Source organism: Streptomyces sp. NPDC005931, from assembly GCF_042871235.1.
Lineage (GTDB): Bacteria > Actinomycetota > Actinomycetes > Streptomycetales > Streptomycetaceae > Streptomyces.
In genome coordinates, this window is record NZ_JBIAIG010000016.1 from 54880 (window position 1) to 77142 (window position 22263).

The window sequence follows — 22263 nt, forward strand, 5'->3', positions numbered from 1 at the left end:
CACCAGCGAAGGGAAGAACGCCATGGCGATTCAGGTCTCCCACCCGGGCGTCTACATCGAGGAGTTCGCCCCGGCCGCGCCGATCGAGGGCGTCTCCACGAGCATCGCCGCCTTCACCGGCATCGCCGAGAAGGGACCGTCGGGCGTGCCCACGCTCGTGACCAGCCTCGACGCCTTCACCGAGATCTTCGGTGGGCCCGTGGGCGGCGCCACCCCCTGCTATCTGCCACTCTCGGTGGCCGGATTCTTCCGCAACGGCGGCACCACCGCGTACGTCACCCGGATCAGCTCCGGCACCGCCGCCAGGGCCGAGTTGGAGACCCGCGACTCGGCGGCGGCGACGCTCGCCGCGGTCACCGCCGTCGGGGACGGCACGGCAGGTGAGGGCGGTGCGGTGACCATCACGGACTTCAGCGCGCTCGCGGACGCCCTGACCGCGGTGGGCGCGGGCGACGCCGTCCCCCTGCACCGCGCGCAGCAGACCGTCACCGCCCTCGACCACACCGGACGCGGCGCGACGGTCGCCGACGCGAGCGGCTTCGCCGCCGGGGACCAAGTCGTACTGGCCAAGGACACCCACCGGGTCAGGGCCACGGTGGCCGGGACGGACCCCGGTGTCGTACGGTTCACCGCCTCCGTCGGCCAGGAGTTCACCAGCGGCACCGTCACCACCGCCGATCCCGGCCCCGGCGACACCGTGCTGCGGCTCAAAGTGCCCCCGGCCGTGAGCCTGCGCGCCGCCGTGCCGGTCGGCTCGGTCGTCGTGGTGGGCGACGGCACCCGCGCGGAATGGGGCACGGCGGCCGCCGTCGGGGCCGACTCCGTCACCCTCGCCGCACCGCTGACGGTGCCCCTCGACCGCGCGGCGGCGACCCTCGCGACCGCCGAGTTCACCCTCGTCGTCACCGACCCCCGGCAGGTGGCCCGCACCTACCCCGCCCTGTCGACGTCCCCGCTCCACCCGCGCTGGTGGGGGAGCGCGGTCGGCGACGACCCGTACGCGCGCATCGTCCTCACCGACGGCGTCTTCCCGTCCGGCGACCCCAGGCCCGTCGCGGGCACCTTCCCGATCACCGGCTCCGTCCCGGACGACCCGGCCGCCTCCTGGGCCAGTGTCGCCGCGGACATCGAGGACCACCTCAAACTCCTCGAACCCATCGACGAGATCAGTCTCGTCGCCGTACCCGGCTGCACCGACATCACCGCCCAGCAGGCCGTCGTCGCGCACTGCGAGCGGATGTTCGACCGGTTCGCCGTCCTGGACGCCGCGCCGGGCAGCGACCTGGTGACCGTACGCACCCAGCGGGCCGCCCTCACCGGCAGCCTCGACAAGGGCTTCGCCGCCCTCTACTACCCGTGGATCACCCTGCGCGACCCCGCCCGCATCCGGACCGTCCCGCACCCCCCGTCCGGCCATGTCGCCGGCATCTACGCCCGCACCGACGCCACCCGCGGTGTGCACAAGGCCCCCGCGAATGTCGGTGTCAACGGGGCGGTCGGCGTCGAGCGGCGCCTCACCGACACCGACCACGGGCTGATCAACCTCGACGGCGTGAACGCCATCCGGGTGCTGCCCGGGCACGGCCAGCCGGTCGTCTGGGGCGCCCGCACCACCGCCGGGGACCGCAGCTGGCAGTACGTCAACATCCGCCGGCTCTTCCTCTTCCTGGAGGAATCCATCCAGGAAGGGCTGCGCGGCGCAGTGTTCGAACCGAACGACCTCGGCCTCTGGGAACGGCTCAAGCGCACCCTCACCGAGTTCCTCACCCGGGTGTGGCGGGACGGCGCGCTGTTCGGCGCCACCACCAAGGAGGCCTTCTACGTGCGGATCGACGAGCACCTCAACCCGCCCTCGACCCGCAAGCTCGGCCGGCTGTTCGTCGAGATCGGCGTCCAGCCGGTGTACCCGGCCGAGTTCATCGTCGTCCGGATCGGCATCTGGGACGGCGGCGCGGAGGTCGCCGAGTCCTGACGGAGAGTTCCGACCCGACCAGAGCCGACCCGATTCGGACCCCGACGCAACCAGGAGAACACCCTCATGGCCACCGGCGAAGTCCCCGACCCGTTCGTCAACTTCAACTACCTGGTGGAGATCGACAACCTCGCGCGCGGCGCCTTCCACGAGGTGAGCGGCCTGGAGTCGACCATCGACGTGATCGAGTACCGCGAGGGCGGTGCCAACACCACGCCCCGGAAACTGGCCGGGCAGACCAAGCACGCCAACATCGTCCTGCGCTGGGGCATGACCATCGACACCGAGCTGTGGGAGTGGCACAGGACCGTCGTCGACGGCACGATCGACCGCCGCAACGGCTCCGTCGTCCTCCTCGACCGGCGCGGCCAGGAGGTCGCCCGGTGGAACTTCGTCCGTGCCTGGCCCGTCAAGTACACCGCGCCGTCGCTCAGCGCGGAGGCCAGTGACGTCGCCATCGAGACCGTCGAACTGGTCCACGAGGGCCTGGAGCGGGTGAGCTGACATGATCCAGGTCGAGCACGAGTTCCTGCTGCCCGTCGGGTTGCTCGGTGACGACGGCGCGCTGCACCGCGAGGGAACCATGCGGCTCGCGACGGCGGCCGACGAGATCCTTCCCCTCCAGGACCCCCGGGTGCAGCGCAACCCGGCCTACCTCACCGTGATCCTCCTCAGCCGCGTCATCACCCGCCTCGACGGCGTGGAGCACATCACTCCGAAGACCGTCGAGTCGCTCTTCGCCGCCGATCTCGCCCACTTGCAGGACCTCTACAACCGCGTCAACGACGTGGACGACGGCCCCGACGGCACGGGTGCCCCGGTCCTGTGCCCGTCCTGCGGCGAGGCGGTCGGGCGCGGCCATGAGCGCCTGGGGGGATCCGTGGCTACCCCGTCGGGCAGTTGAGGGGGGAGATCGCCTTCCTCGCCTACCACCTGCACTGGCCGCTGGCGGAACTCATGAACCTGCCCCACCGCGAGCGGCGGGCCTGGGCCGGCGAGGTGTCCTCGATCAACGCGACCCTCAACGCCGCCCAGGGCCCATGACCCGGGCGTGATCCAAGGAGCCTCAATGACGAAGTCAAGCCGCTTGCGTGGCCGGCGGGGCGGGGGTGAAGGCCCGTCCGTCACGCAGCAGTGCCCACAGGACACTGGCCCGACGGCGGGCCAGTGCGAGGACAGCCTGGAGGTGCTTGCAGCCCTCACCGCGCCTTTTGAGGTAGAAGTCCCGGTTGGGTCCTTCGCGGATGATGCTGGTCTGCGCGGACATGTAGAAGACTCGTCGCAGGCGGCGGCTGTAGCGCTTGGGCCGGTGGAGGTTGCCGGTACGGCGTCCGGAGTCGCGCGGGACCGGCACGAGTCCGGCCGCCGAGGCCAGATGACCGGCGTCGGCGTAGGCCGCCAGGTCGCCGGCCGCGACGACGAACTCGGCGCCGAGTATCGGGCCCATGCCGGGCGGGGACTCGATGATCTCCGTCTGCGGGTGGCTGTGGAACGTCGCACGGATCTGCTTGTCGATGCGCTTCAGCCGTTCGTCCAGGCCCAGGATGCGTGTCGCCAGGTCAGCCACCATCTGGGCGGCGACGTCCTCACCGGGCAGTGCGGTCTGCTGGGCCTGGGCGGCCTCCAGCGCGGTCGCGGCGATGGCGTCGGCGCCGCGCACGCTGCGGTTGGCCAGCCAGGCCGTCAGGCGGGATCGGCCGCGGCGGCGGATTGCGGCCGGGGTCTGGTAGCCGGTCAGCAGGACCAGCGCGCCCTTCTGGGGCGAGTGGTCAAAGGCCCGTTCCAGCGCGGGGAAGACGCCGGTCAGCACGTCGCGGAGCCGGTTGATCATGCGCACCCGGTCCGCCACGAGGTCCGTGCGGTGGGCTGTCAACAACGCCAGGTCGGCCGCCAGCTGGGCGGGCACGTCAATGGTGGCAAAGTCCCGGCGGTGGCGGGCGGTCTCGGCGATGACGTAGGCGTCACGGGCGTCGGTTTTGGCCTCGCCCCGGTAGGCGCCGGACATGCGGTTGACTGTGCGGCCGGGCACGTAGACGGCTTGCTGGCCGTGGGCTGCGAGCAGGGCATGCAGCGGCGCCGAGGACGTCCCGGAGATATCCACAGCCCAGTGGACCTCATCGGCCAGGTCCAGGATCTCGCCGAGCACGGTCAGGATCGCCGTTTCGTCGTTGTCGACCTTCTTCGACCACAGGATCGCGCCGGTCTCGTCGACCACCGCCACCCAGTGGTGGCCCTTGCCGGCATCGATGCCTGCCCAGATCTGGGCCAATCGCTTGCTCACTCGCCCCTCCTCGTTCCGCTCGACGTGCTGTGGGCCCGAGGAACACCCCGTCGTCAACTCCGTAATCAGCGACCAATGCGCACACCTCAATCAGCGACCAGGGCGCCCCGGAGAGCCAGGCGGCCGCTCCTTGGAAGCCACTGAAGACAAGTCCCGATAAGCCACACCCGGCCCTCCCGGGCCGCCCAACAACCTACGGAGTACCGATGTCCCTGACCCAGCCCCCGCTCCCCGGCCGTCGCCGACCGGCGGCCCGCGGCACACGCTTCGCGGCGTCGGTGTGCGCACGGGCCGGCCGGGTGCCCGCCGCCGCGCGCACGGCGTGGCGGCCCGGCCGCGACCACGCCCACCGACCCGGCCGCCCGAGCACCGTCGACCGGGTGCTGCGCCAAACCGTTCGCCCGGCGGCGCCCCACCCTGGACAGCGGGCCGGGGGCACACGGTGGGACCTGCGCCTCACCCTGCTGACGGTCCTCGAGCGCGGTACGCCTACAGCCCTTCATGCTCCGGCCCCTCACGTCCCGGCCGCCGGCAACCGCCGCCTGGCCGTCACCCCCCTCACCGCCACCCGGCCGGCACGGCGCCGCCCCGCCCTCGTCCACCGCGCGGCGGTACGGCGCGACGCCCGGCCGTACCCACCCGTGACGGCCCTTCATCTCCCGCGCCGGGCGCCGTCATCCGCGCCGCCGCTGCCTCCGCCTGCCGGGCCCCCGCCCGCGCGTCCGGTGCCGCTGGTGCACCGGAGGCCGGACCCGCCCGCCCACGGGCCCGGGCCGCACCCGGCCGCTCCCGTACCGTCCCACTCGTTCGCCCCTGGCATGCCGCCGCCGACGCCCGGACCGTACGCCCCGTCCTTGCCCGGCGGGACGGCCGCCGCCGCGCTGACCACCCAGGACATGCCCGTCGTCGTCGACCACGTCGTCCGGGAGATCGACCGCCGGATGACCGCCGCCCGCGAGCGCAGGGGGTGGCCAGCGTGACCGGACTCGCGCGGGCCGCCCTGACCAATACGGTCACCGGCCGCCGCACCGAGGTGCAGTTCAACCCGGAGGAGTACACCCTCAATCGGGAAACGAACTTCGCGCAGCTCGCCGTGGTAGGACTCTCCGCGCCCGTGGTGCAGTTCCTGCACGGCATCGCGCAGACCCTAGACATGGAACTGCTCGTCGACGCCACCGAGGCCGGCCCGGCGGGCCCGGCGGGCAGCGACGTCCGCACACTGGTCGGCGACATCACCGGCCTGATGGACATCGAGCCCACGCTCCACGCACCGCCGCCGGTGATCTTCACCTGGGGCCGGCTGACCTTCACCTGCGTCGTCACCAAGGCCGTCCAGCGGTACGTGCTGTTCGAGGCCGACGGCACCCCGCTGCGGGCCCGGGTGACCGTCACCTTCAGCGAGTACCGCAACGTCGAGCTGGAGGCCAAGGAGATCAAGCGCCAGACCGTCGACTTCACGAAGGTCCATGTGGTCACCGAGAGCGACACCTTGCACCTCATCGCACACCGCGAGTACTGCGACGCCACCGCCTGGCGGCCCATCGCCCTCCACAACGGCATCACCGACCCGCTCCGGCTCACCGTCGGCGCGAGCCTGTCCATCCCGCGGCTGCCCTGGACCGACCCCGCCACCGGCGTCGTCCACACCGCACGGTCCTCCGAGGAGGCCGTATGAGCGCCGCCCCCGGCTACGCCCCCGAGCTGCGGCTGATGCTCGCCGGACGGCCCGCCCCGGCCGCGCTGCGCGGCTCCGTCACCTCGGTGAGCGCCACCTGCGGCTTCGGTGACGCCGACCGGCTCGAAGTCGCCCTCGCCAACGAGGCGTTGCGCTGGCTCGACCACGACCTGCTGCGCCTGGACACCCCCGCCGAACTGTGGCTCGGCTACGCCCCCGAGGAGCCGGCCAGGGTCTTCGCCGGGGAGATCGTCGGCGGCCAGGCCGCGTTCCCCGGGACGGGCATGCCGACCCTCACCGTCGTCGCGCAGGACCGCAGGACGCGGCTGGCCGCCGCCGCTCCGTCGCGCTGGTTCGGCGTACCCGTCCCGCACCTCGGGGTGATGCCGCTGCCCGACGTGGCCGTGGCCCCCGCCCTCGCCCTCGAACACGGCCTGCTGCCCGTCGTCGACCCGCTCGGCGCGCTGCTCGCCGCCGCGCTCGGCGCCGTGGAGGCGATGGCGTCGATCGACGACCCCACACTGCGCCAGCGCATTGTCCGCGAGCAGGCGGGCGCCACCTCGCTGGACTTCCTCAAGCAGATCGCCGCCGAGAACGCGTGGGAGATCGTCATCGACCACGCGGCCGCCCCGGCGGGCCTGATCCTGTCGCTGATGTCGCCCGCCGCCCACCTCTCCTCCGACGTGACCCTGCGGTACGGGCACTCGCTCATCGACTTCACCCCCCGGCTGAGCACGGTCGGCCAGGTCGCTTCGGTCTCGGCCCGGGTGTGGCAGCCGTCCATCCGGCTCGAACTCACCGTCACCGTCGGCTACGACTGGGACCGCCAGGCGCTGGACCTCTCGGTCACCCCCGGCTTCGGGCTGCCGACGGACGGGGCCCCGGCCCGTCAGGTCCTGCTGCTCGACGAGCCGGTCTCACCGGCCAACGCGGCCCGCACGGTCCTCGGCAAGCTGCTGCCGAGGCTCAACCGCCGTTTGACGGCGAGCGGCACCTGCCCCGGGGACGCCCGGATCCGCGCCGGATACGTGCTGCGGATCGAAGGCGTCGGCGAGACCTTCGGCGGGCTGTGGCGGGTCACCTCCGTCACCCAGACCGTGGACGCCGGGGGATGGTGCACCTCGTTCGAGGCGCGCAAGGAGATCTGGTTCGGGTCGATTCCCGCACCCGCGCAGGGTGCGGTGCGGGTGCAGGGCGGCCTGCTGTCGATGCCGGCTGCCGGCGGATGACGAAGACGGGACAGCGGGAGAAGACAGGACAGCGGGAGGGGACAGGAATGGGACTGCTGGACTCATGGGGCGAACCCCGCCCCGAAGCGCCGGAGACCGACAGCCTCCGGCACGGCGTCGTCCGCGCCGAGGTCACGGACAACCTCGACCTGATGGGCACCGGCCGGGTGCGGGTGAAGTTCCCGACCATCCCCGACATCGAGCCGTGGGCCGCCGTCTGCGCCCCCTTCGCGGGCAACGGCTACGGGATGTGGTGTATGCCGCAGGTCGGGGACATCGTCATCGTCGCCTTCGAGCACGGCGACATCACCTGCCCGGTCGTCGTCGGCAGCGTGTGGGACGCCCGTAACCGGCCGCCCGCCGCCCTGCCCACCGACGCGGTCACCAAACGGATGCTCAGGACCCCCGGCGGCCATGAACTCGTTCTGGACGACCTGGAGGCCAAAGTCACCCTCACCCACCTCGCCGGGCACAGCGTGACGCTCAGCGCGACCGGCATCACCCTCGAACTCGCCGGCGGCGCCGGCACCGTGAAGCTCGCCCTGCCGGGCGAGGCCATCGTCAGCGGCAAGGTGTCCGCGACAGTCAGCGGCGCCCGCACCTCGGTCGGCGCGGACACGACGCTGGAACTGCGCGGCGCGACCACCAGCCTTCAGGCGTCGGCCACCTGCCAGGTCAAGGGAGGCCTGGTGACGATCAATTGACGCCACGAAAGAGGCGCCCACGACGGACCTCCGTCACGACACACGCCGTCACGACAAGAAGGAGCGCGGCCGTGCCACCAGCAGCTCGCGTCGGTGATCCCACCGGCCACCCCGGGAGCGTCACCGGTCCCGGCGCCGCCACGGTACTGATCGGCGGCATGCCGGCCGCCGTGCTCGGCGACATGCACGCTTGCGCGTTCCCGCCCCCCGCGAGCCATCCGCCGACCCCGTTCACGGTGGGCAGTGCCACCGTCCTCATCGGCGGCCGGCCGGCGCTGCGCCTGGGCGACGTGGCCGGCTGCGGCGCGCCCGTCGTGGCGGGTGCGGTGACCGTGGTCGTGGGGGGCTGACATGGTGACGACCGAGACGGCGGACGTCCGTCTGCTGGGCTCCGGCTGGTCCGTCCCGGCCGCGGTGTCCGCGAGCGGTGAACTCGCCCAGGCGGCCGGGCCGGAGAAGGTGCGCCAGTCCATCCGGCTGATCCTCGGCACCCGGCGCGGTGAGCGCGTCGCGCGCCCCGACTTCGGCGCCGGCCTGGAGGACTTCCTCTTCGAACCCACCGGCCCGACCACGGCGGCGCTGGTCCGCCACCGCGTCGAGACGGCGCTCGTGCGATGGGAACCCCGGATCGACGTCACGGAGGTGACCGTCGACGTCGCCGACCGCCGCCGCGGCCGGCTCGACATCCGCGTCGCCTACCGGATCCGGTCCACCAACACCCACTACAACCTGGTCTACCCCTACTTCCTCCACGAAGGAGGAGCGGTATGACCGCCGGGGCGGAGGGCACCGCATGAACCCCGTACCGCCGACGAACCCCGCACCGCCGCCGCCACGGCGGCCCCCGGAAGCCGAGCCGCTGCCACCCGCAGCGGATGCGCTGCTGCGCCGTGACCGGGACGCCCTCCTCGGCCAGTTGCTCGCCGTGCGGGGCGCTTGGGCGCCGGACTGGCTGCCCGAACCCGGCGGGGCGGGCCACGGGCTCGCCGACATCCTGGCCGGACACCTCGAACAGCTCGGGCAGCGGCTCGCCCAGGTGCCCGACCACCGGCTGTCCGTCCTGCTCGACCTGCTCGGCGTCTCGCCGCTGCCCGCCCAGGGCGCCCGCGGGCACATCCTGCTCACCGCGATCCCCGGCACGCGCGGCGCGCGGATCCCCGCCGGCACACGGTTCGGCGCGCCGGTGGCCGGGCGGGACGCTCCCGTCGTCTTCGAGACCCAGCACGACGTCGCCATCTCCCCGGCCACCCTCGCCGAGGTGCACAGCGTCGAACCCGGCGCGGACGCCGAGGACGACCACTCGGCCGACGTCCTGGCGCACCGCCCCTTCACCCTCTTCGGCGCACCGGTCCCGGTCCGCCGCGACCTGCACATCGGCCACGACGCACTGTTCGCCTTCGACGGCCGCGCCGTCGTCGAGGTGGAGATCGGCGTCGACACCCCGGCGGCCGCGCCCCTGCCGCTGGCGTGGTCGTGGTGGGACGGCGCGAGCTGGCGCCCGTTCACCGCGTTCGTGCCCTCCACCCTCCGGGCCGGTGAGGACGACTCCCTCGACGGCACGGCCGGACTGACCCGCTCCGGGACGGTACGGCTGGTCGCCCCCTGCGCGGCCGCCCAGCCGCTGGACCTCGACGGCCGCACCACGTACTGGATCCGCGGCCGGCTCACCGCCCCCCTCGCCGTCCCGCCCGGAGCCCCGCCGCCCGTGCTGTCCCGGGTGCGGCTGCGCGCCGTCAACGAACACCGTCGGCTGCGCACCCACCGGTCGGAGACGCTCGGCGACACCGCCTCCGTCACGGTCCGGTGGACCGACCCCCCGGCGCCGGCCAAGCTCCAGCTGCACCTCGCCGACGCCACCGACGGCACCCTAGCCTCGGAGCCCGTGCCCGCCGACGGGACCGTGCCGCTGCCCGCCGCCGGGCACACCGTCCGCGTCGGCGTCAGCCCGGACCCCGCCCGCACCTCGGATCCGACGGCGCCCGTCCCGGCGGACGCCCCACGGCGCGTGGCGTTCGACAGCAGCGAGGAGCTGACCGAGGCGTTCGCCGCGGACCCCGGAACGCGCCTCGACGTCACGGTCCGCGCGGGCCTGGAGCTCGACAAGGCGATCGCCGACCGCCAGAGCGCCGACCTGACCAGGACGTTCGCGCCGCTCGGCCCGTCACCCGCGCGGGGCACCGCGTTTCTGTTCGCCTGCGCCCCGGCGACCCGCCGCCCCGGCACCCGCGTCACGCTCGTCCTGGAACGGCCGGTGACCGCGGCCGAGGAGGCCGACGGACTGAGCGGACAGCAGGAAGGCACGGTCCAGGAGGCGAAGAAGCAGATCGACGCGCTCGTCTCCCGGCTCCGCGCCGCCACGGGCCCGCTCACCGCGCTCACCTCCACCGCCGGACCGCTCGGCGCGCCCCTGCCGCCGTTGGTCGCCTCCGATCCCGCCGCCTGGTACGCCGAGGTCCGCGGCCGGGTGCGGGAGGCACTGCTCCGGCTGCGCACCGCATCCTCGGGCACCCACAGCGTGTTCGGCCAGACCGGCGAGGCCCGCACCCAGCTCGACGCCGCGATCCGGGCCGCCGACGCAAAGCCGGGTGCGCGGGATGCCCACGGGACCCTCGAGCCCACGCCCCGCGCCGCCGCCCGCGTGCTCCTCGACCTCGCCGGCGCCACCCAGCAGCTCGCCGCGGACACCGGCGGCCTCACCGGGCCCCTCGCCGCACTGACCACGGCCGTGGCGAGCGGCGCCGACGCCGACGTACAAGCCGCCGAGCCCCCGCTCGCCGCCGCGCTGGCCGCCGTCCTCACCGCCGCCGACCCGTTCCTGCCCGCCGGTACGCTGCCCCCCTTCCTCGCGAGCGACCCGGCCGCCTTCGCCGCCGCAGTGGCCGCCCGTCTCTCGACGGCCGCACACGCCGTGGACTCCGCCGCCGGCGCCATGACCGCCGTCGCGACGACGCTCGACCAGATGAGCCCCGACGTCCTGCTGAAGAAGGTCATCGGCACCGCCAGCCCCCAGCTGACACCCCCCGAGGTCGCCTGGGAGTACCACGACGGGCGGCGCTGGCGGTCCCTGGGCGCCGAGGGGGACCCCGAGGTGCTCGCCCTGCGCGCCCCCGGCTCGGTGGGCTTCACCGTGCCCGACGACATCGCGGCCGTCGACGTCGACGGCGACGAACGGCGCTGGCTGCGCGCCAGACTCGCGGCCGGCAGCTTCTCCCACCTGCGGCTGGTCAGCTGGACCGACAAGTCCGGCGTCCTCAACTTCCTGCCCGTCGTCGAGCCCAGGGCCCCGCAACTCGATCGGATCCAGGTCTTCTACACCCACCGGTCGGCGCCGTCCGACCCCGGCGCCGTAGTCGTCCACGACGACCACACATGGCGCGACCTCACCGCCGACGTCACCTGGCCCGCCGCCGGCGCGGCGCCGTTCCGGCCGATGCCCGAGACCGGCCCCACGCTCTACCTCGGCCTCGACGGCGAACTCCCCGCCGACCGCGTCGGCATCTGGCTGCGCCCCGCCGCCCCTTCCCCCCGGTCCACCCCGCACCGCCCGGTCTGGGAGGGCCACGACGGCACCGACTGGGTCCGCCTCGCCACCGACGACGGCACCGACGGGCTGCGCCGGACCGGCGTCGTCGGTCTCGTCTGGCCCGGCACCCCGGGCACCGGGGGCGCCACCGTCACCGGTGCCCTCGGACGGACCGTCACCCTCCTCGGCCGGGGCGGCGCCCCCCGCTTCTCGCCCGGGGACCGACTCGTCCTGGCCGACACCCAGGGACAGGAACCCCTCGTCGTGGCAGCGGTCGCGGACCAGACCGTCACCACCCGCGAGCCGCTGTCCCGCCCCTACACGGGCGGGCGGCTGCGGCCCGCGCCCCCCGCCCGGTTCGGACGGCCCCGCACCTGGATCCGGGCCGTCTTCGACCGCACCCTCCCCCCGCCGCGCCTCGCCCTCACCGGACTCGCCGCCCACGCCGTCGAGGTCGCCCAGACCGAACTGCTGCGGGACGAACTCTTGGGGTCCGGCGACGGCTCGCCCCGCCAGGTGCTCACCTCACGGCGCTCGCCCGTCACCGACGACGTCGAACTCGAGGTCCGCGAACTCGCTGGCGAATACGCCGACCTGGACGCCGACGTCCTGGCCCGCTCGCTGGCCGCCGACGGCGCCGACCCGGCGCGGACCCGTACGGTGCGCGACGCCCGCACCGGCCGCCTCACCGAGGTCTGGGTGCCGTGGACCGCCGTCGCCTCGCTCGGCTCGGCCGGGCCCCGCGACCGCGTCTTCGTCGTCGACCACGCCCTGGGACGCTTCCTGTTCGGCGGCGCCGGACACGGCCGCGCCCTGCCCGAAGGCCGCGACAATGTACAGCTGCGCTCGTACCGCACCTGCGAGGGCGCCCTCGGCAACGTCCCCGCCGGAACCATCACCCAACTGCTCAGCGCGGCAGGCGTGAGCGAGGCCGCCAACCCGGACCCGGCGACCGGCGGTGCCGACGTCGAACCGCCTGCCGCCGTGCTGCGGCGCGGTCCGGGACTGCTGCGCCACCGCCGCCTGGCGCTCACCGAGGCGGACGTCGAGGCGGTCGCGCTCGCCGCGAGCCCCGCCGTGGTCCGCGCCCGCGCGGTGGGCGCGGCCGACCGGTGGGGCCGCCCGGCACCCGGCGCGGTCCGCGTGCTCGTCGTCCCCCGGGACGGCACGCCCGCCCCCCGGCCGGGCCCGGCGCTCCTCGCCGCCGTGCACACCGCCGTCATAGCCGCCTCCCCGGCGGCAGCCGCCGCACGCATCACCGTCGAGGGCCCCCACTACACGCCGGTGGGCGTACAGGCGGCGGTGATCCCGCTGCGCCCCGACGACGCCGGGCCCACCCGGGAGGCCGCCGTCGCGGCCGTCGAGGAGTTCCTGCATCCGCTGCGCGGCGGACCCGACGGCACGGGCTGGGACTTCGGGCGAGGCGTCCACGTCTCCGACGTGGCCCGCCTGCTGGAGTCGCTGCCAGGCGTGGACGCCGTCACGGACCTGGTCCTGACCCGTGACGAGGTGCCGGTCGGCACGCTCGTGCTGCGGCCCGACGACATCGTGTGCGCGGGACCGGTGGTCGTCCGGCTGGAAGCGAGGAGCTGATCCGCCATGCCGCTGTCTCTGCCGCCGATCGACACCCTCCGCTGGGCCGACCTGGTCCGCTCGGGACGGGCCCAGCTGCCGCTGGTCGCCCCCGGCTGGACCGACCAGAACCCCAGTGACCCCGGCATCGCCCTGCTGGAGCTGCTGGCCTGGCTGGTCGAGGCCGACGGCTACCGCGCCGACACCGTCACCGACCGCGAACGGCGCCTGCTGCTCGCCCTGACCGGCCACACCCCGGCACCGGCCCGGCCCGCCACCTGCCTGCTGGGGTTCACCCCCGGCCCGGACGGCGGCCCCCTCCGGGTTCCGGCAGGCCTCGTCCTGATCGGACGACGCGACGACGCGACCGTACCGCTCACGCTCCCCGACGACGTCGCCGTCGTCGGCGCGACCGTCACGGCACTGGCCTCCACCGGTCCCGACGGCACCGTGGACCTCACCGATCAGGCGGCGGCCGGACTGCCGGTGGCCCCCTTCGGCCCCGCCCCGGCCCCCGGCTGCGCGTTCCTCATCGGGCTCGCACCACCGGACGCCGCCGCGTTGCCCGAGGGCACCGTGCTCGACCTGTGGGCCGTCACCGAACCCGGCCCGCACGCACCGGAGACCCCCGCCCCGCCGGGGCCGCACCACTCGGCGCGCACCGAGTGGGAGGTCTGGGACGGCGCCGCCTGGACACCCGCCCGCGAGCACCCCCACGACGACACCGCCGCCCTCACCCGCACCGGCCGCATCCGGCTCACCCTGCCGGTGGCGGCACCCCGCACGGCCCCGCCCGGCACGCAGCTCACCGGCCACGACCGCTCCTGGCTCCGCTGCCGTCTGACGGCCGGCCGACACGACACGGCACCCGTCCTGACCGGCCTCCACGCGGACGCCGGGGCGGCGGTCGCGGCCCAGCCCTTCGACACCGTTCTGGGCACCGGCACCGGCGTCCCCGACGAGGAGTTCACCCTGCCCGGCCCCGCCTGCGGGCCCCCGCCCACCGTGGCGTACGTCGACTCCGACGGCACCCGGCACCCGGTCCGCCTGGTCCCCGACCAGGCCACGGCGGCACCCGGCGAACCGGCCGCCCACCTGGCCGACGACGCGGTCACCCTCCGCTTCGGTGACGGCCGCACCGGCCGCCTCCTCCCGGCCGGCGCCCACGTCACCGCCGCGGGCACCTGGACCACACCCGCCGGCACGGGGGACCTGCGCCCGCCGCTGACCGTCGGCGTCCCGCCCGACGACGACCGGGCGCCCGCCGGACTCGGCGCCGAACTGCTGACCGGCCTCGCACCCGGCTCGCCCGCCGAAGGCACCGACGAGACAGCCGCCCGGGCGGAACGCCGGATGTGGGTCCACGACCGGCTCACCGACACCCTGCGCCGGGCCGGCGCCACCACCCTCGACGACCTCCCCCTGGAGATCGTGCGCGGGCTCGGCGTACCCGAACGAGCCGTCACCGCGGCGGATCTGGAACGCCTCGCCCTCGCCACACCGGGCACCGCGCTGCGCCGCGCCCGCGTTCTGCCGGAGACCGACCCCCGGCTGCCCGGGCTGGTCGCCGACGGCTGCGTCACCGTCGTCGTCGTACCCCACCTGCCGCCCGAACGACCCGAACCCAGCCAGGGCCTGCTCGCACGGGTCGGAGCCCACCTGGAGGCCGCCCGCACCCTCGGCACCCGGATCTTCGTCACCGGACCGCGGTACGTCACCGTCACCGTGACCGCGCGCCTGGTCGCCCTGCCCGGCGCGGCCCCGCCCGACGTCGTCCGCACCGCCTCCGCCGCCCTCCGGCGCTTCCTCCACCCCGTCACCGGCGGGCCGTCCGGCCGGGGCTGGCCGTTCGGCCGCGCCGTGCGCCGCACCGAACTGCTCCAGCTCCTGGACGACGTACCGGGCGTGGACCACGTCGAGGACCTCACCCTGGCCCGCGAGGGCGGCACCGGGGATTGCCGCGACCTGACCCTCTGCCCGTTCCAGCTCGTCCTGGCGGGGACGCTCACCCTCACCACCGGCGCGTCCACGACCCGGGGGAGGCATGCGTGAACCGTGAACCGCGGCTGGAGTACGTGGCCGGCGCCTGGCTGCCGGCCCAGGACCTCCGCGACGCGCCCCGGCTGCCGCGGCGGCGACTCGCCCAGCACCACCTCGCCGCCCACCGCACCTGGGGCTGCGCGGCGGGCCTCGAGGTACGGGCCGGGCGCGGCGAAGTCACCGTCGGCCCCGGCTGCGCTGTGGACCGCTGCGGTCGCATCGGCGTCCTCGACCACCAGGTGACCCGTCCAGTGCCCCCCGGCGAGGAGAGGGTCGTCGTGCTGGCGCTGCGCGCGTTCGGGCCCGCCGCCGACGTACGGCTGCGCCGCCCCGCCGACGTACGGGACCTGGACGTGCCGCTGGCGCTGCTCACCGCCGACGGCACCCAGTACGACGGCGACGGCGTACGGCGCTGGACGCGCCGGCCCGGGCCCGCGCGACGCCTCGGCGGCCTCGTACCGCGCGGCTCGCCCGTCGAGGGAACTGCGGCGGCCTGGTCGGCCCGGGTCGATCTCGCCGCCGACCGCCTGGCCGCCACCCCGGCCGTCACCGCGGGCTTCGCCGGCCCGGCACCGGGCCTGGCCACCGTCGAGGTCCACGACACCTCCCCGACCGGATTCACCCTCACCGTCCGCCACTACGACCCGCCCGGCACCGCCGCGCCGGCCGACCCCGCCACCGTCCACGCGGCCCCGGCCCCCCTCTCCTGGCTGGCCCTGCTGCCCGCCGCACGACCACGACCCGCCCACCCGCAGGAGTGACCATGACGACCCCGACGGCCCCCCTGCCGGGCACCGACCGGCCCGCGTTCATTCCCGGCCAACTGCTCACCGCCGACGAACTCACCGCCCAGCAGGAAGCCGACAGCGGACTGCGCCGCCTGCACCACCAGGTCCTCCACGGCTGGGGCATCGCCCAGGGCCTCACCGTCACCGGCGCACCCGGGGACACCACCGTGGACCTCCTGGCCGGGTACGCCCTCGACATCACAGGCCGGGAACTCGTCGTCCCCGAGACCCTCACCGTCCCGGTGCCGCCGGTCGCCGCCGGACCCGGCGGCGGGCCGGTGCCGTACGCCCTCGTGCTGCGCTGGACCGAGGACGACGAGGCCACCGTCCTGCACCGCCCCGGACCCTGCGGCGCCCAGGGCGCCGTGCGCCGCTCGGACCTGCCCACCGTCGCCTGGCGCGACCCGGCCGCCGTCAGGAGCGGCCACGAACTCGTCCTCGCCGAGATCCAGCTGCTCGGCTGCCGCCTCACCACCGCCCCGGACCCCGCCGCCCGCCGCACCCTCAACCCCCCGCCCACCCCCTACGGTTCGGCTGGGCGCACCCGGCCGGGGTGGACAGTCTGGCGGGTCCGGGCCGCCCCGAGGGGCGAGCCGTGGGCGGTCTCGACGGACGTCGACACCGCCGAGGCCGGCTTCGGCGACGTACCGGTGTACCTCGCGCGGGTCGCGGGGGAGCGGCTGCTGCCCGCCGCCTCCTCACCGACCGGTGTGGACGCGCTGATCGACGGCACCCCCTTCGTCGAGGCGCCGGAGACGGGCCGCTTCCGGCTCGTCGTGCCGCTCGTACCGGGCATCGCCGGCGGCCCGCGGGTCCCGCTCGCGGTCAACCCGCCCGAGGCCATCACCGCCACCGGCTTTGAGGATCTGGTGTCGTCGGTCCTGCGGTGGCACGTCGAGTGGATCGGACTGCAGACATGAGCGCCGCACGCTGGCTGGCCGGCGGCGACTGGGCCGCCGCCACCCATCTCGGGACCGCCGCCGACGCCGGGGACCTGGTGCTCGCGCCCGCCACCGGCACGGCCGCCCGCGCCCGCCACGGCATCGCGTTCGTCCCGGCCGGGCTGCCCGACCCCGCGCAACGGGACACCACCGGCGCGGACCGCTGGCGGCGGGCCCTGGTACGACTGAGCGCACCCCTGCCCGCCGGGTGCTGGCTGCGGCTGTGGACCCGCACCACGTCCACCACCACACCACCGCCGCCGCCCCCGCGCCACGACGCCTCCGCCGCCGACGGCGACCGCTCACCCGTTCCCACCCCCGCCGACCGCTGGCGCGTTGCTCCTACCGGGGCGACTGACGTCCGCGTCCTGTGCGCCCCCGCGGCGGCCCTGTGGCTCGCCCTCGAACTGGGCGGGGACGGCACCGGCACACCCCGGGTGGCCGACCTCCGCGTCGAGACCGACGACCTGGGCCTCGTCACCCGGCTTCCCGGCGTGTACCGGCGACTGGATCCCGAAACGCAGGACATGGACGACGGCGACGGACTGCTCGGCCGCTACACCGGGCTGCTCGGCTCGCGGCTGCGCGAGACCTCCTCCCTCCTGGACGAACTGCCCGCCCTGCTCAACCCGGCCGTGACCGCCGACCGGCCCGACACACCCTGGCTGGAACGCCTGGCCGCCTGGGTCGCCCTCGACCCGGCACGGCTGCCCGCCACACCGGCACACCGGCGGGAGACCGTCGCCACCGCCGTCGAACGCCACGCATGGCGCGGCACCGCCCGCGGCCTGCTCGACGCGATCCGCCGCGAGACCGGCGTACCGGTCGAGGTGGTCGAACCACTCCAGGACGCCGTCGTCTGGCGACTCGACCCCGCCGCGGCGGCCACCAGCGCCCTGGGCCTGACGACCGCGCTGGTGGCCGCCGACCCCGGCCCCCCGGTGCTCGACCGCACGGCCCTGCTCGACGGCTCGGCCCTCGTCCCGCCCGAGGACACCGGGCGCCCGCTCCACGCGCACCGGGCACACCGCGTCTGCGTCCACGTGCCCGACGGCACCCCCGAGCAGGTGCGGGCCGTCGACGCCGTCGTACGGCGCGAGCGCCCGGCACATGTCCTCGCCCGCACCCGCGCCACCCGGCCCCGGACCGCCGTCCCGTCCGTCGTCGGCCGCGACCACCTGCCGGACGCCCCCGTGCCCGGCCTCGCCGACGACGTGTCGTACGACGCGCGCGTGGACGGCCCCGGCCGACGGATCGGCACCGCCCGCCTTCCTGGCATGCCTGTGTCCCCGACTGCGTCGGGCGGCCTGCCCGCGTCCTCGGCTGCGACGGCCGGCCCGCCTGCCTCCCCGCCCGCGACGGCCGCCACAGAGCCCCCGCCCGCCACGGCCGACCCGCCCGAGTCCTCCGCCGCCGCGAAAGGAAACCCGCGATGACCGCGCCGAAGACCCCCCACCGCACACCGGGCACACCCCCGCTTCCCGACGCCCCCGCCGACGCCGACCCCGGCTCCGACCTCAACCACGACCTCAACCGCGACCGCGACGGCGGCTGTGGCTGTGGCGGTCGCGACCGAGGCTGCCGCGGCACGCCCGCCCCCCTCACCCGCAACAGGTTCTTCCCCCGCAAGCTGATGGAGGTCCGGCACTGGCGCGCCGAGCAGGACTACCACCGCCGGGCCCGCGAACTGACCACTCGGCTCGGCCTCGGCAGCGGCGTGCTGTGCGGGTTGGAGCCGTACCTCACCGACACCGGCACGGTGGTGATCACCGCCGGGGTCGCCGCCGACGCCAGGGGCCGGCTCGTCGTCGTCCCCGAGGACGTCGAGATCGACCCGACGCGGCCGACCGACTGCCGGGGCCGCCCGACCGGCGAGACGGTCCGTCACGGCTCCGTCGTCGTCTCCCTCTGCCATCTCGAGTGCGGCGCCGACGTGGTGGCCGTGCCGCCCACGGACTGCGGCAGCGATCTGGTGTGCGTGCCGTCCATGGTCCGGGAGGCCTACGCCCTCCACGTGACCCGCCACCACACGGCCCACTACCCCACCCACCACCCAACGGCGCAGGCCGAACCCGCCCGGTGGTGCGAGGACCCTGGAACCCGCGACCGCGCCTGCGACCCCGACGAGGAGTGCGTCGAGCTCGCCAGGGTGTGGTTCGGCGACGGGCACCGGTCGCTGGACACCGACGGACGTACCGTCCTGCGCTCCAACCGGGAACTGCTGGACCTGATCCGGTGCTTGGCCGAGCGGGTGGAGGAGTGCTGCCGTCCCGGCCCGCCGCGGGTGGTCGCCCTGTGGCCCTGGCCGGACGCCGCCGGCCAGGCCCGTGAGGCGTTCCTCGACGAGGCCCGGCTGGAGCTGGGCTTCGACGCCGACATGGCCGAGCAGGGCCTCGACGACCCGGAACCGTGGCTCGGCGTCTGGGCGCTCGACGGCGGCGGCGCACGGCGACTGCCCGTGCAGCGGGCCGGCGGTGCCCTCACCCACGTCAGCCCGCCCGGCGGCGGTGACGCCGCCGCATGGTCCGTCGAGGTGGACCGGGAGGCCGTGGGGGAGGACACCGTCTTCGTCGTCATGGCCAGGTCAGCGTCCGGCGGCCCGGTCCGTGCCGAATCTGACGAGCACCTGGCCCTCGACGCCGAACTCGCCGCGACCGGCCTGAGCGTGGACGCGCGGGACCGGCTGTGGTCGCTGCGACCGGGTGCGCGGCCCGACCCGTCGCTGGCCGGCCTCGCCGACGACGCCGTGCTCGGCCCGCCGCCCTGGCTGCCCACGGGAGACGGCACCCCCGGCGGCGAACTGCACCTCGTCCTGAGGACCCCCACCCGCGTCCGGCCGGTCCCGCGCCTGCTGGCGATCTGGCCCCCGGGCGGCGCGGTACTCGACCAGAGTACCGCGGAACGGCTCGACCTGCTGAAGAGCTACCTGCGCTCGCCCCGGATCGAGATCGTCGTCTCCCGGCCGCTGGCTCCCGAAGCCGTCGCCGACCCTGCCGGATGGCTGCGGGCCTGGCAGACCGGACGGGACGGCGAACTCATCCACACGGTCTCCCGCCTCCCGATGGGCAGCGGCCGCGAGGGGGCGACGGGCAACGGCACGGTGCGCTACGTCTTCCCCGTCGACGGGACCTGCGGACGGCGGCCGGACGCCACGGACCTGGAGGTGCTCGTCCAGCTACGGTCCACGCCACCGCTGATGACGGGCTCGCCCCGGGGCCGTGACGAGCCCCACGACCTGCTCGACGCCTACGTACGGGGCACCGCGCTCGACTCGCAGACACTGATCACCGTATGGAAGGACGACGCGCTGCCCGCCCCGCTGCCCGGCCTGGGGGCGCGTACGACCGTGGCCGGGGCGCTGCAGAACGGCATCCCCGGCGGCCTCGCCCACTGGGCCTACCGGGTCGGCCGCGCATGACCGGCCGGACACCTCACGAGGGGACGACGACCATGCTGACCCTGGGCGGTTGCGGACAGACCGGCGACTGCGGCGGTCACTGCGGGTGCGGGGACGCCACGGACACCCCGGCGTGCACCGCCTCGGAACGCCCGCGCTGGTTCACCGGCCAACTCGTCGGCCCCGCGGACCTGGAGAGCCTGCAGCAGTGGGTCATCGCCCGCGGCCGCCGCCACAACCGGATGCTGCACGGCTGGGGCGTCTCGTGCGGACTCACCGTCCACCCCACCACCGCCCCCGGCGGCGAGGACACCGTCCCCTGGTCCGTGACGATCGGTGCCGGATACGCCCTGTCGGCATGCGGCGACGAGGTGACCGTGCCGCACCCCGTCCGGATCGACATCCGCGAGCCCGCTCCATCCGCCGACGACGTCTGCGCCACGCCGGTCGACCCGTGGCGCGCCCCCGTACGCCGGCGCCGCGACCCGGAGCGCACCTACTATTTCGCCATCCGCTACGCCGAACGCCACACCCGCCCGGTCCGCGCGGGCGGCTGCGGATGCGGCTGCGACGACGAGCCCTGCGAGTACAGCCGGGTGCACGAGGGCTTTCTGACGGCGATCCTCGACGAACTCCCCGCCTGCTACGAGGACTCCGGCACGGGGGACCGCGAACTCGACCGCCGCGAGGCCGTCGACTGCTCCCACCGCATCCGCGCCACCGGCACCCGGCCCTGCCCGGATTGCTGCTCGCCGTGGATCGTGCTCGCCGACCTGCGCGTCGACACGCTCGGCACCGTCACCGTCGACCCGCTGGCACACCGGCGGTTTCTCTACGCGTTCGGCCGCACCGCCTTCACCTGCGACGACACAGGCGGCGGCAGCGACACCGTCGGCCCGTACGGCCGGAACCTGACCGACGTCGAACGAGACGTGCTGAAGTCCGCCTTCACCGCCCAGGCCGCCGACCGCGCCGCACACGCCGCACCCTCCGACCTTCTCGCCGCCCCGGCCCACACCCTGCGCGGCGCGACCCGCACCCGCCCGCTGCGCGACCTGGTCGGCGACCGGAACGTGGCCGACCTGGCCGCCACCGACCTCACGGCCCTGACCACCGCGGCCGAGAACCTGGGCGCCGACCCGGCGGCGGCCGCCCACCTCCACCAACTCGCCCGCCTGGTGACACGCCTGCTCACCTGACGAGCTCGGGCACCGACCTCGCGGTGCCCGGCGCTGCCAACCGCGCCGCCGCGCTCCTAGTGACCCGGTTTTGAGTTCTCCCGTCGCCACTTGAGTCGTGTTCCGTTTCGGATCGTGGCTTGGGCGCTGACGGGGCTGGTGGTTTGCGGTCTGCTGTGGGGATGGGCGACAGCAGGCTTGCGCCGCTGGTGTTATCCGATGCCGAGCGGCGGACGTTGCAGGGATGGGCCCGGCGCCGGACGACCGCGCAGGGCCTGGCGTTACGGGCACGGATTGTGCTGGCCTGCGCGGACGGCGGCAGTAACACCGCGGTGGCTGCGCGGATGGGCATCAACCGGGGCACGGTGACCAAGTGGCGTGCGAGATTCCTGCGCAGCAGGCTGGACGGGCTCAGCGACGAGCCGCGCCCGGGGGTGCCGCGCACCATCACCGACGCCCAGGTGGAGGAGGTGGTGGTGCGCACGCTGGAGGAGACCCCGCAGGGGGCGACGCACTGGTCCAAGCGGGAGCTGGCCAGGGTCGTGGGGATCTCCCCGGCGAGTGTGTTGCGGATCTGGCACGCCTTCGGCCTGCAGCCATGGCGGACCGAGACCTTCAAGATCTCCCCGGACCCGCTTCTGATCGACAGGATCCGCGATGTCGTCGGCCTCTACCTCGCCCCGCCGGCCAACGCTGCGGTGTTCGCGGTGGACGAGAAGCCGCAGATCCAGGCACTCGAACGGACCGCGCCGGTGCTGCCGATGCTGCCCGGAGTGCCTGAGCGGCGCAGCTTCGACTACGTCCGCCACGGCACCGTCGACCTGTTCGCCGCGCTGAACACAGCGACCGGCAAAGTAATCACGAAGCTGTCCGCGCAGCACCGGGCCGTGGACTTCCGCGACTTCCTCGACGAGATCGACTGCCAGACTGAGCCCGGCCTGGCAGTCCACGTGATCTGCGACA

General features: G+C 75.0%; 18 protein-coding genes and 1 pseudogene. 18 read left to right on the forward strand and 1 reads right to left on the reverse strand.

All coding sequences use genetic code 11. From position 1 onward, the window contains the following. Positions 1 to 22: 22 nt before the first annotated feature. From ACFYOV_RS28665 to ACFYOV_RS28680, 4 genes are all read left to right on the forward strand, one after another. A complete protein-coding gene (locus ACFYOV_RS28665; RefSeq protein WP_389092453.1) occupies positions 23 to 1972 on the forward strand; it encodes a phage tail sheath family protein in 1950 nt (649 codons plus the stop codon). Between the two features lie 66 nt (positions 1973 to 2038). Beyond that, positions 2039 to 2476: a phage tail protein gene (locus ACFYOV_RS28670; RefSeq protein ID WP_389092456.1), complete on the forward strand. Its 438-nt coding sequence runs from the start codon at positions 2039 to 2041 to the stop codon at positions 2474 to 2476. Position 2477: 1 nt separating this feature from the next. Further along, positions 2478 to 2876, forward strand: coding sequence for a hypothetical protein (locus ACFYOV_RS28675; protein ID WP_389092458.1), 399 nt, complete (start codon positions 2478 to 2480; stop codon positions 2874 to 2876). Further along, the gene (locus tag ACFYOV_RS28680; RefSeq protein ID WP_389092461.1) at positions 2873 to 3016 is read left to right on the forward strand and encodes a DUF6760 family protein; all 144 of its coding nucleotides are present in this window, start codon (positions 2873 to 2875) and stop codon (positions 3014 to 3016) included. The genes ACFYOV_RS28675 and ACFYOV_RS28680 overlap by 4 nt, the downstream gene beginning before the upstream one ends. Positions 3017 to 3050: 34 nt before the next feature. On the opposite strand, the gene ACFYOV_RS28685 is transcribed toward ACFYOV_RS28680, so the two are convergent. Then, positions 3051 to 4253: an IS110 family transposase gene (locus ACFYOV_RS28685; protein WP_389092464.1), complete on the reverse strand. Its 1203-nt coding sequence runs from the start codon at positions 4251 to 4253 to the stop codon at positions 3051 to 3053. A gap of 854 nt (positions 4254 to 5107) precedes the next feature. Between ACFYOV_RS28685 and ACFYOV_RS28690 the strand changes: the two genes are divergently transcribed. From ACFYOV_RS28690 to ACFYOV_RS28755, 14 genes and pseudogenes are all read left to right on the forward strand, one after another. After that, positions 5108 to 5233 carry a hypothetical protein gene (locus ACFYOV_RS28690; protein ID WP_389092466.1) on the forward strand — a complete coding sequence of 42 codons (126 nt, stop codon included), beginning with the start codon at positions 5108 to 5110 and terminating at the stop codon, positions 5231 to 5233. After that, positions 5230 to 5928 carry a peptigoglycan-binding protein LysM gene (locus ACFYOV_RS28695; protein ID WP_389092468.1) on the forward strand — a complete coding sequence of 233 codons (699 nt, stop codon included), beginning with the start codon at positions 5230 to 5232 and terminating at the stop codon, positions 5926 to 5928. The genes ACFYOV_RS28690 and ACFYOV_RS28695 overlap by 4 nt, the downstream gene beginning before the upstream one ends. After that, a complete protein-coding gene (locus tag ACFYOV_RS28700; protein WP_389092471.1) occupies positions 5925 to 7157 on the forward strand; it encodes a phage late control D family protein in 1233 nt (410 codons plus the stop codon). The genes ACFYOV_RS28695 and ACFYOV_RS28700 overlap by 4 nt, the downstream gene beginning before the upstream one ends. Before the next feature lie 47 nt (positions 7158 to 7204). Further along, positions 7205 to 7861 carry a phage baseplate assembly protein V gene (locus tag ACFYOV_RS28705; RefSeq protein WP_389092473.1) on the forward strand — a complete coding sequence of 219 codons (657 nt, stop codon included), beginning with the start codon at positions 7205 to 7207 and terminating at the stop codon, positions 7859 to 7861. A gap of 71 nt (positions 7862 to 7932) precedes the next feature. Further along, complete coding sequence (locus ACFYOV_RS28710; RefSeq protein ID WP_389092476.1) at positions 7933 to 8211, forward strand: PAAR domain-containing protein; 279 nt, start codon at positions 7933 to 7935, stop codon at positions 8209 to 8211. A gap of 1 nt (position 8212) precedes the next feature. After that, positions 8213 to 8632: a GPW/gp25 family protein gene (locus tag ACFYOV_RS28715; protein ID WP_389092478.1), complete on the forward strand. Its 420-nt coding sequence runs from the start codon at positions 8213 to 8215 to the stop codon at positions 8630 to 8632. A 22-nt stretch (positions 8633 to 8654) separates the two neighbouring features. Continuing rightward, complete coding sequence (locus ACFYOV_RS28720) at positions 8655 to 12977, forward strand: baseplate J/gp47 family protein (RefSeq protein WP_389092481.1); 4323 nt, start codon at positions 8655 to 8657, stop codon at positions 12975 to 12977. A gap of 6 nt (positions 12978 to 12983) precedes the next feature. Further along, complete coding sequence (locus ACFYOV_RS28725; protein ID WP_389092483.1) at positions 12984 to 15008, forward strand: baseplate J/gp47 family protein; 2025 nt, start codon at positions 12984 to 12986, stop codon at positions 15006 to 15008. Next, positions 15005 to 15757, forward strand: coding sequence for a hypothetical protein (locus ACFYOV_RS28730; RefSeq protein ID WP_389092486.1), 753 nt, complete (start codon positions 15005 to 15007; stop codon positions 15755 to 15757). Before ACFYOV_RS28725 ends, ACFYOV_RS28730 begins: the two co-directional genes overlap by 4 nt. A gap of 2 nt (positions 15758 to 15759) precedes the next feature. After that, positions 15760 to 16704 carry a hypothetical protein gene (locus ACFYOV_RS28735; protein WP_389092488.1) on the forward strand — a complete coding sequence of 315 codons (945 nt, stop codon included), beginning with the start codon at positions 15760 to 15762 and terminating at the stop codon, positions 16702 to 16704. After that, entirely contained in the window at positions 16701 to 18161 is a 1461-nt protein-coding gene (locus tag ACFYOV_RS28740; protein WP_389092491.1) for a phage tail protein, read from the forward strand. The genes ACFYOV_RS28735 and ACFYOV_RS28740 overlap by 4 nt, the downstream gene beginning before the upstream one ends. Continuing rightward, positions 18158 to 20143, forward strand: coding sequence for a hypothetical protein (locus tag ACFYOV_RS28745; protein ID WP_389092493.1), 1986 nt, complete (start codon positions 18158 to 18160; stop codon positions 20141 to 20143). The genes ACFYOV_RS28740 and ACFYOV_RS28745 overlap by 4 nt, the downstream gene beginning before the upstream one ends. Before the next feature lie 32 nt (positions 20144 to 20175). Continuing rightward, positions 20176 to 21321 (forward strand): hypothetical protein, encoded by a 1146-nt coding sequence (locus ACFYOV_RS28750; RefSeq protein WP_389092496.1) that lies wholly within the window; start codon positions 20176 to 20178, stop codon positions 21319 to 21321. A gap of 161 nt (positions 21322 to 21482) precedes the next feature. Continuing rightward, positions 21483 to 22259 (forward strand): annotated as a pseudogene (locus ACFYOV_RS28755) (IS630 family transposase); the annotation flags it as partial. Between the last annotated feature and the right edge of the window lie 4 nt (positions 22260 to 22263).

Bases quoted from the DNA above. Each gene is read 5' to 3' on its own strand.
- ACFYOV_RS28720 (WP_389092481.1), top strand. From the start codon at position 8,655: ATGAACCCCGTACCGCCGACGAACCCCGCACCGCCGCCGCCACGGCGG.
- ACFYOV_RS28700 (WP_389092471.1), top strand. From the start codon at position 5,925: ATGAGCGCCGCCCCCGGCTACGCCCCCGAGCTGCGGCTGATGCTCGCC.
- ACFYOV_RS28735 (WP_389092488.1), top strand. From the start codon at position 15,760: ATGACGACCCCGACGGCCCCCCTGCCGGGCACCGACCGGCCCGCGTTC.
- ACFYOV_RS28715 (WP_389092478.1), top strand. From the start codon at position 8,213: ATGGTGACGACCGAGACGGCGGACGTCCGTCTGCTGGGCTCCGGCTGG.
- ACFYOV_RS28740 (WP_389092491.1), top strand. From the start codon at position 16,701: ATGAGCGCCGCACGCTGGCTGGCCGGCGGCGACTGGGCCGCCGCCACC.
- ACFYOV_RS28745 (WP_389092493.1), top strand. From the start codon at position 18,158: ATGACCGCGCCGAAGACCCCCCACCGCACACCGGGCACACCCCCGCTT.
- ACFYOV_RS28725 (WP_389092483.1), top strand. From the start codon at position 12,984: ATGCCGCTGTCTCTGCCGCCGATCGACACCCTCCGCTGGGCCGACCTG.
- ACFYOV_RS28665 (WP_389092453.1), top strand. From the start codon at position 23: ATGGCGATTCAGGTCTCCCACCCGGGCGTCTACATCGAGGAGTTCGCC.
- ACFYOV_RS28705 (WP_389092473.1), top strand. From the start codon at position 7,205: ATGGGACTGCTGGACTCATGGGGCGAACCCCGCCCCGAAGCGCCGGAG.
- ACFYOV_RS28675 (WP_389092458.1), top strand. From the start codon at position 2,478: ATGATCCAGGTCGAGCACGAGTTCCTGCTGCCCGTCGGGTTGCTCGGT.
- ACFYOV_RS28750 (WP_389092496.1), top strand. From the start codon at position 20,176: ATGCTGACCCTGGGCGGTTGCGGACAGACCGGCGACTGCGGCGGTCAC.
- ACFYOV_RS28670 (WP_389092456.1), top strand. From the start codon at position 2,039: ATGGCCACCGGCGAAGTCCCCGACCCGTTCGTCAACTTCAACTACCTG.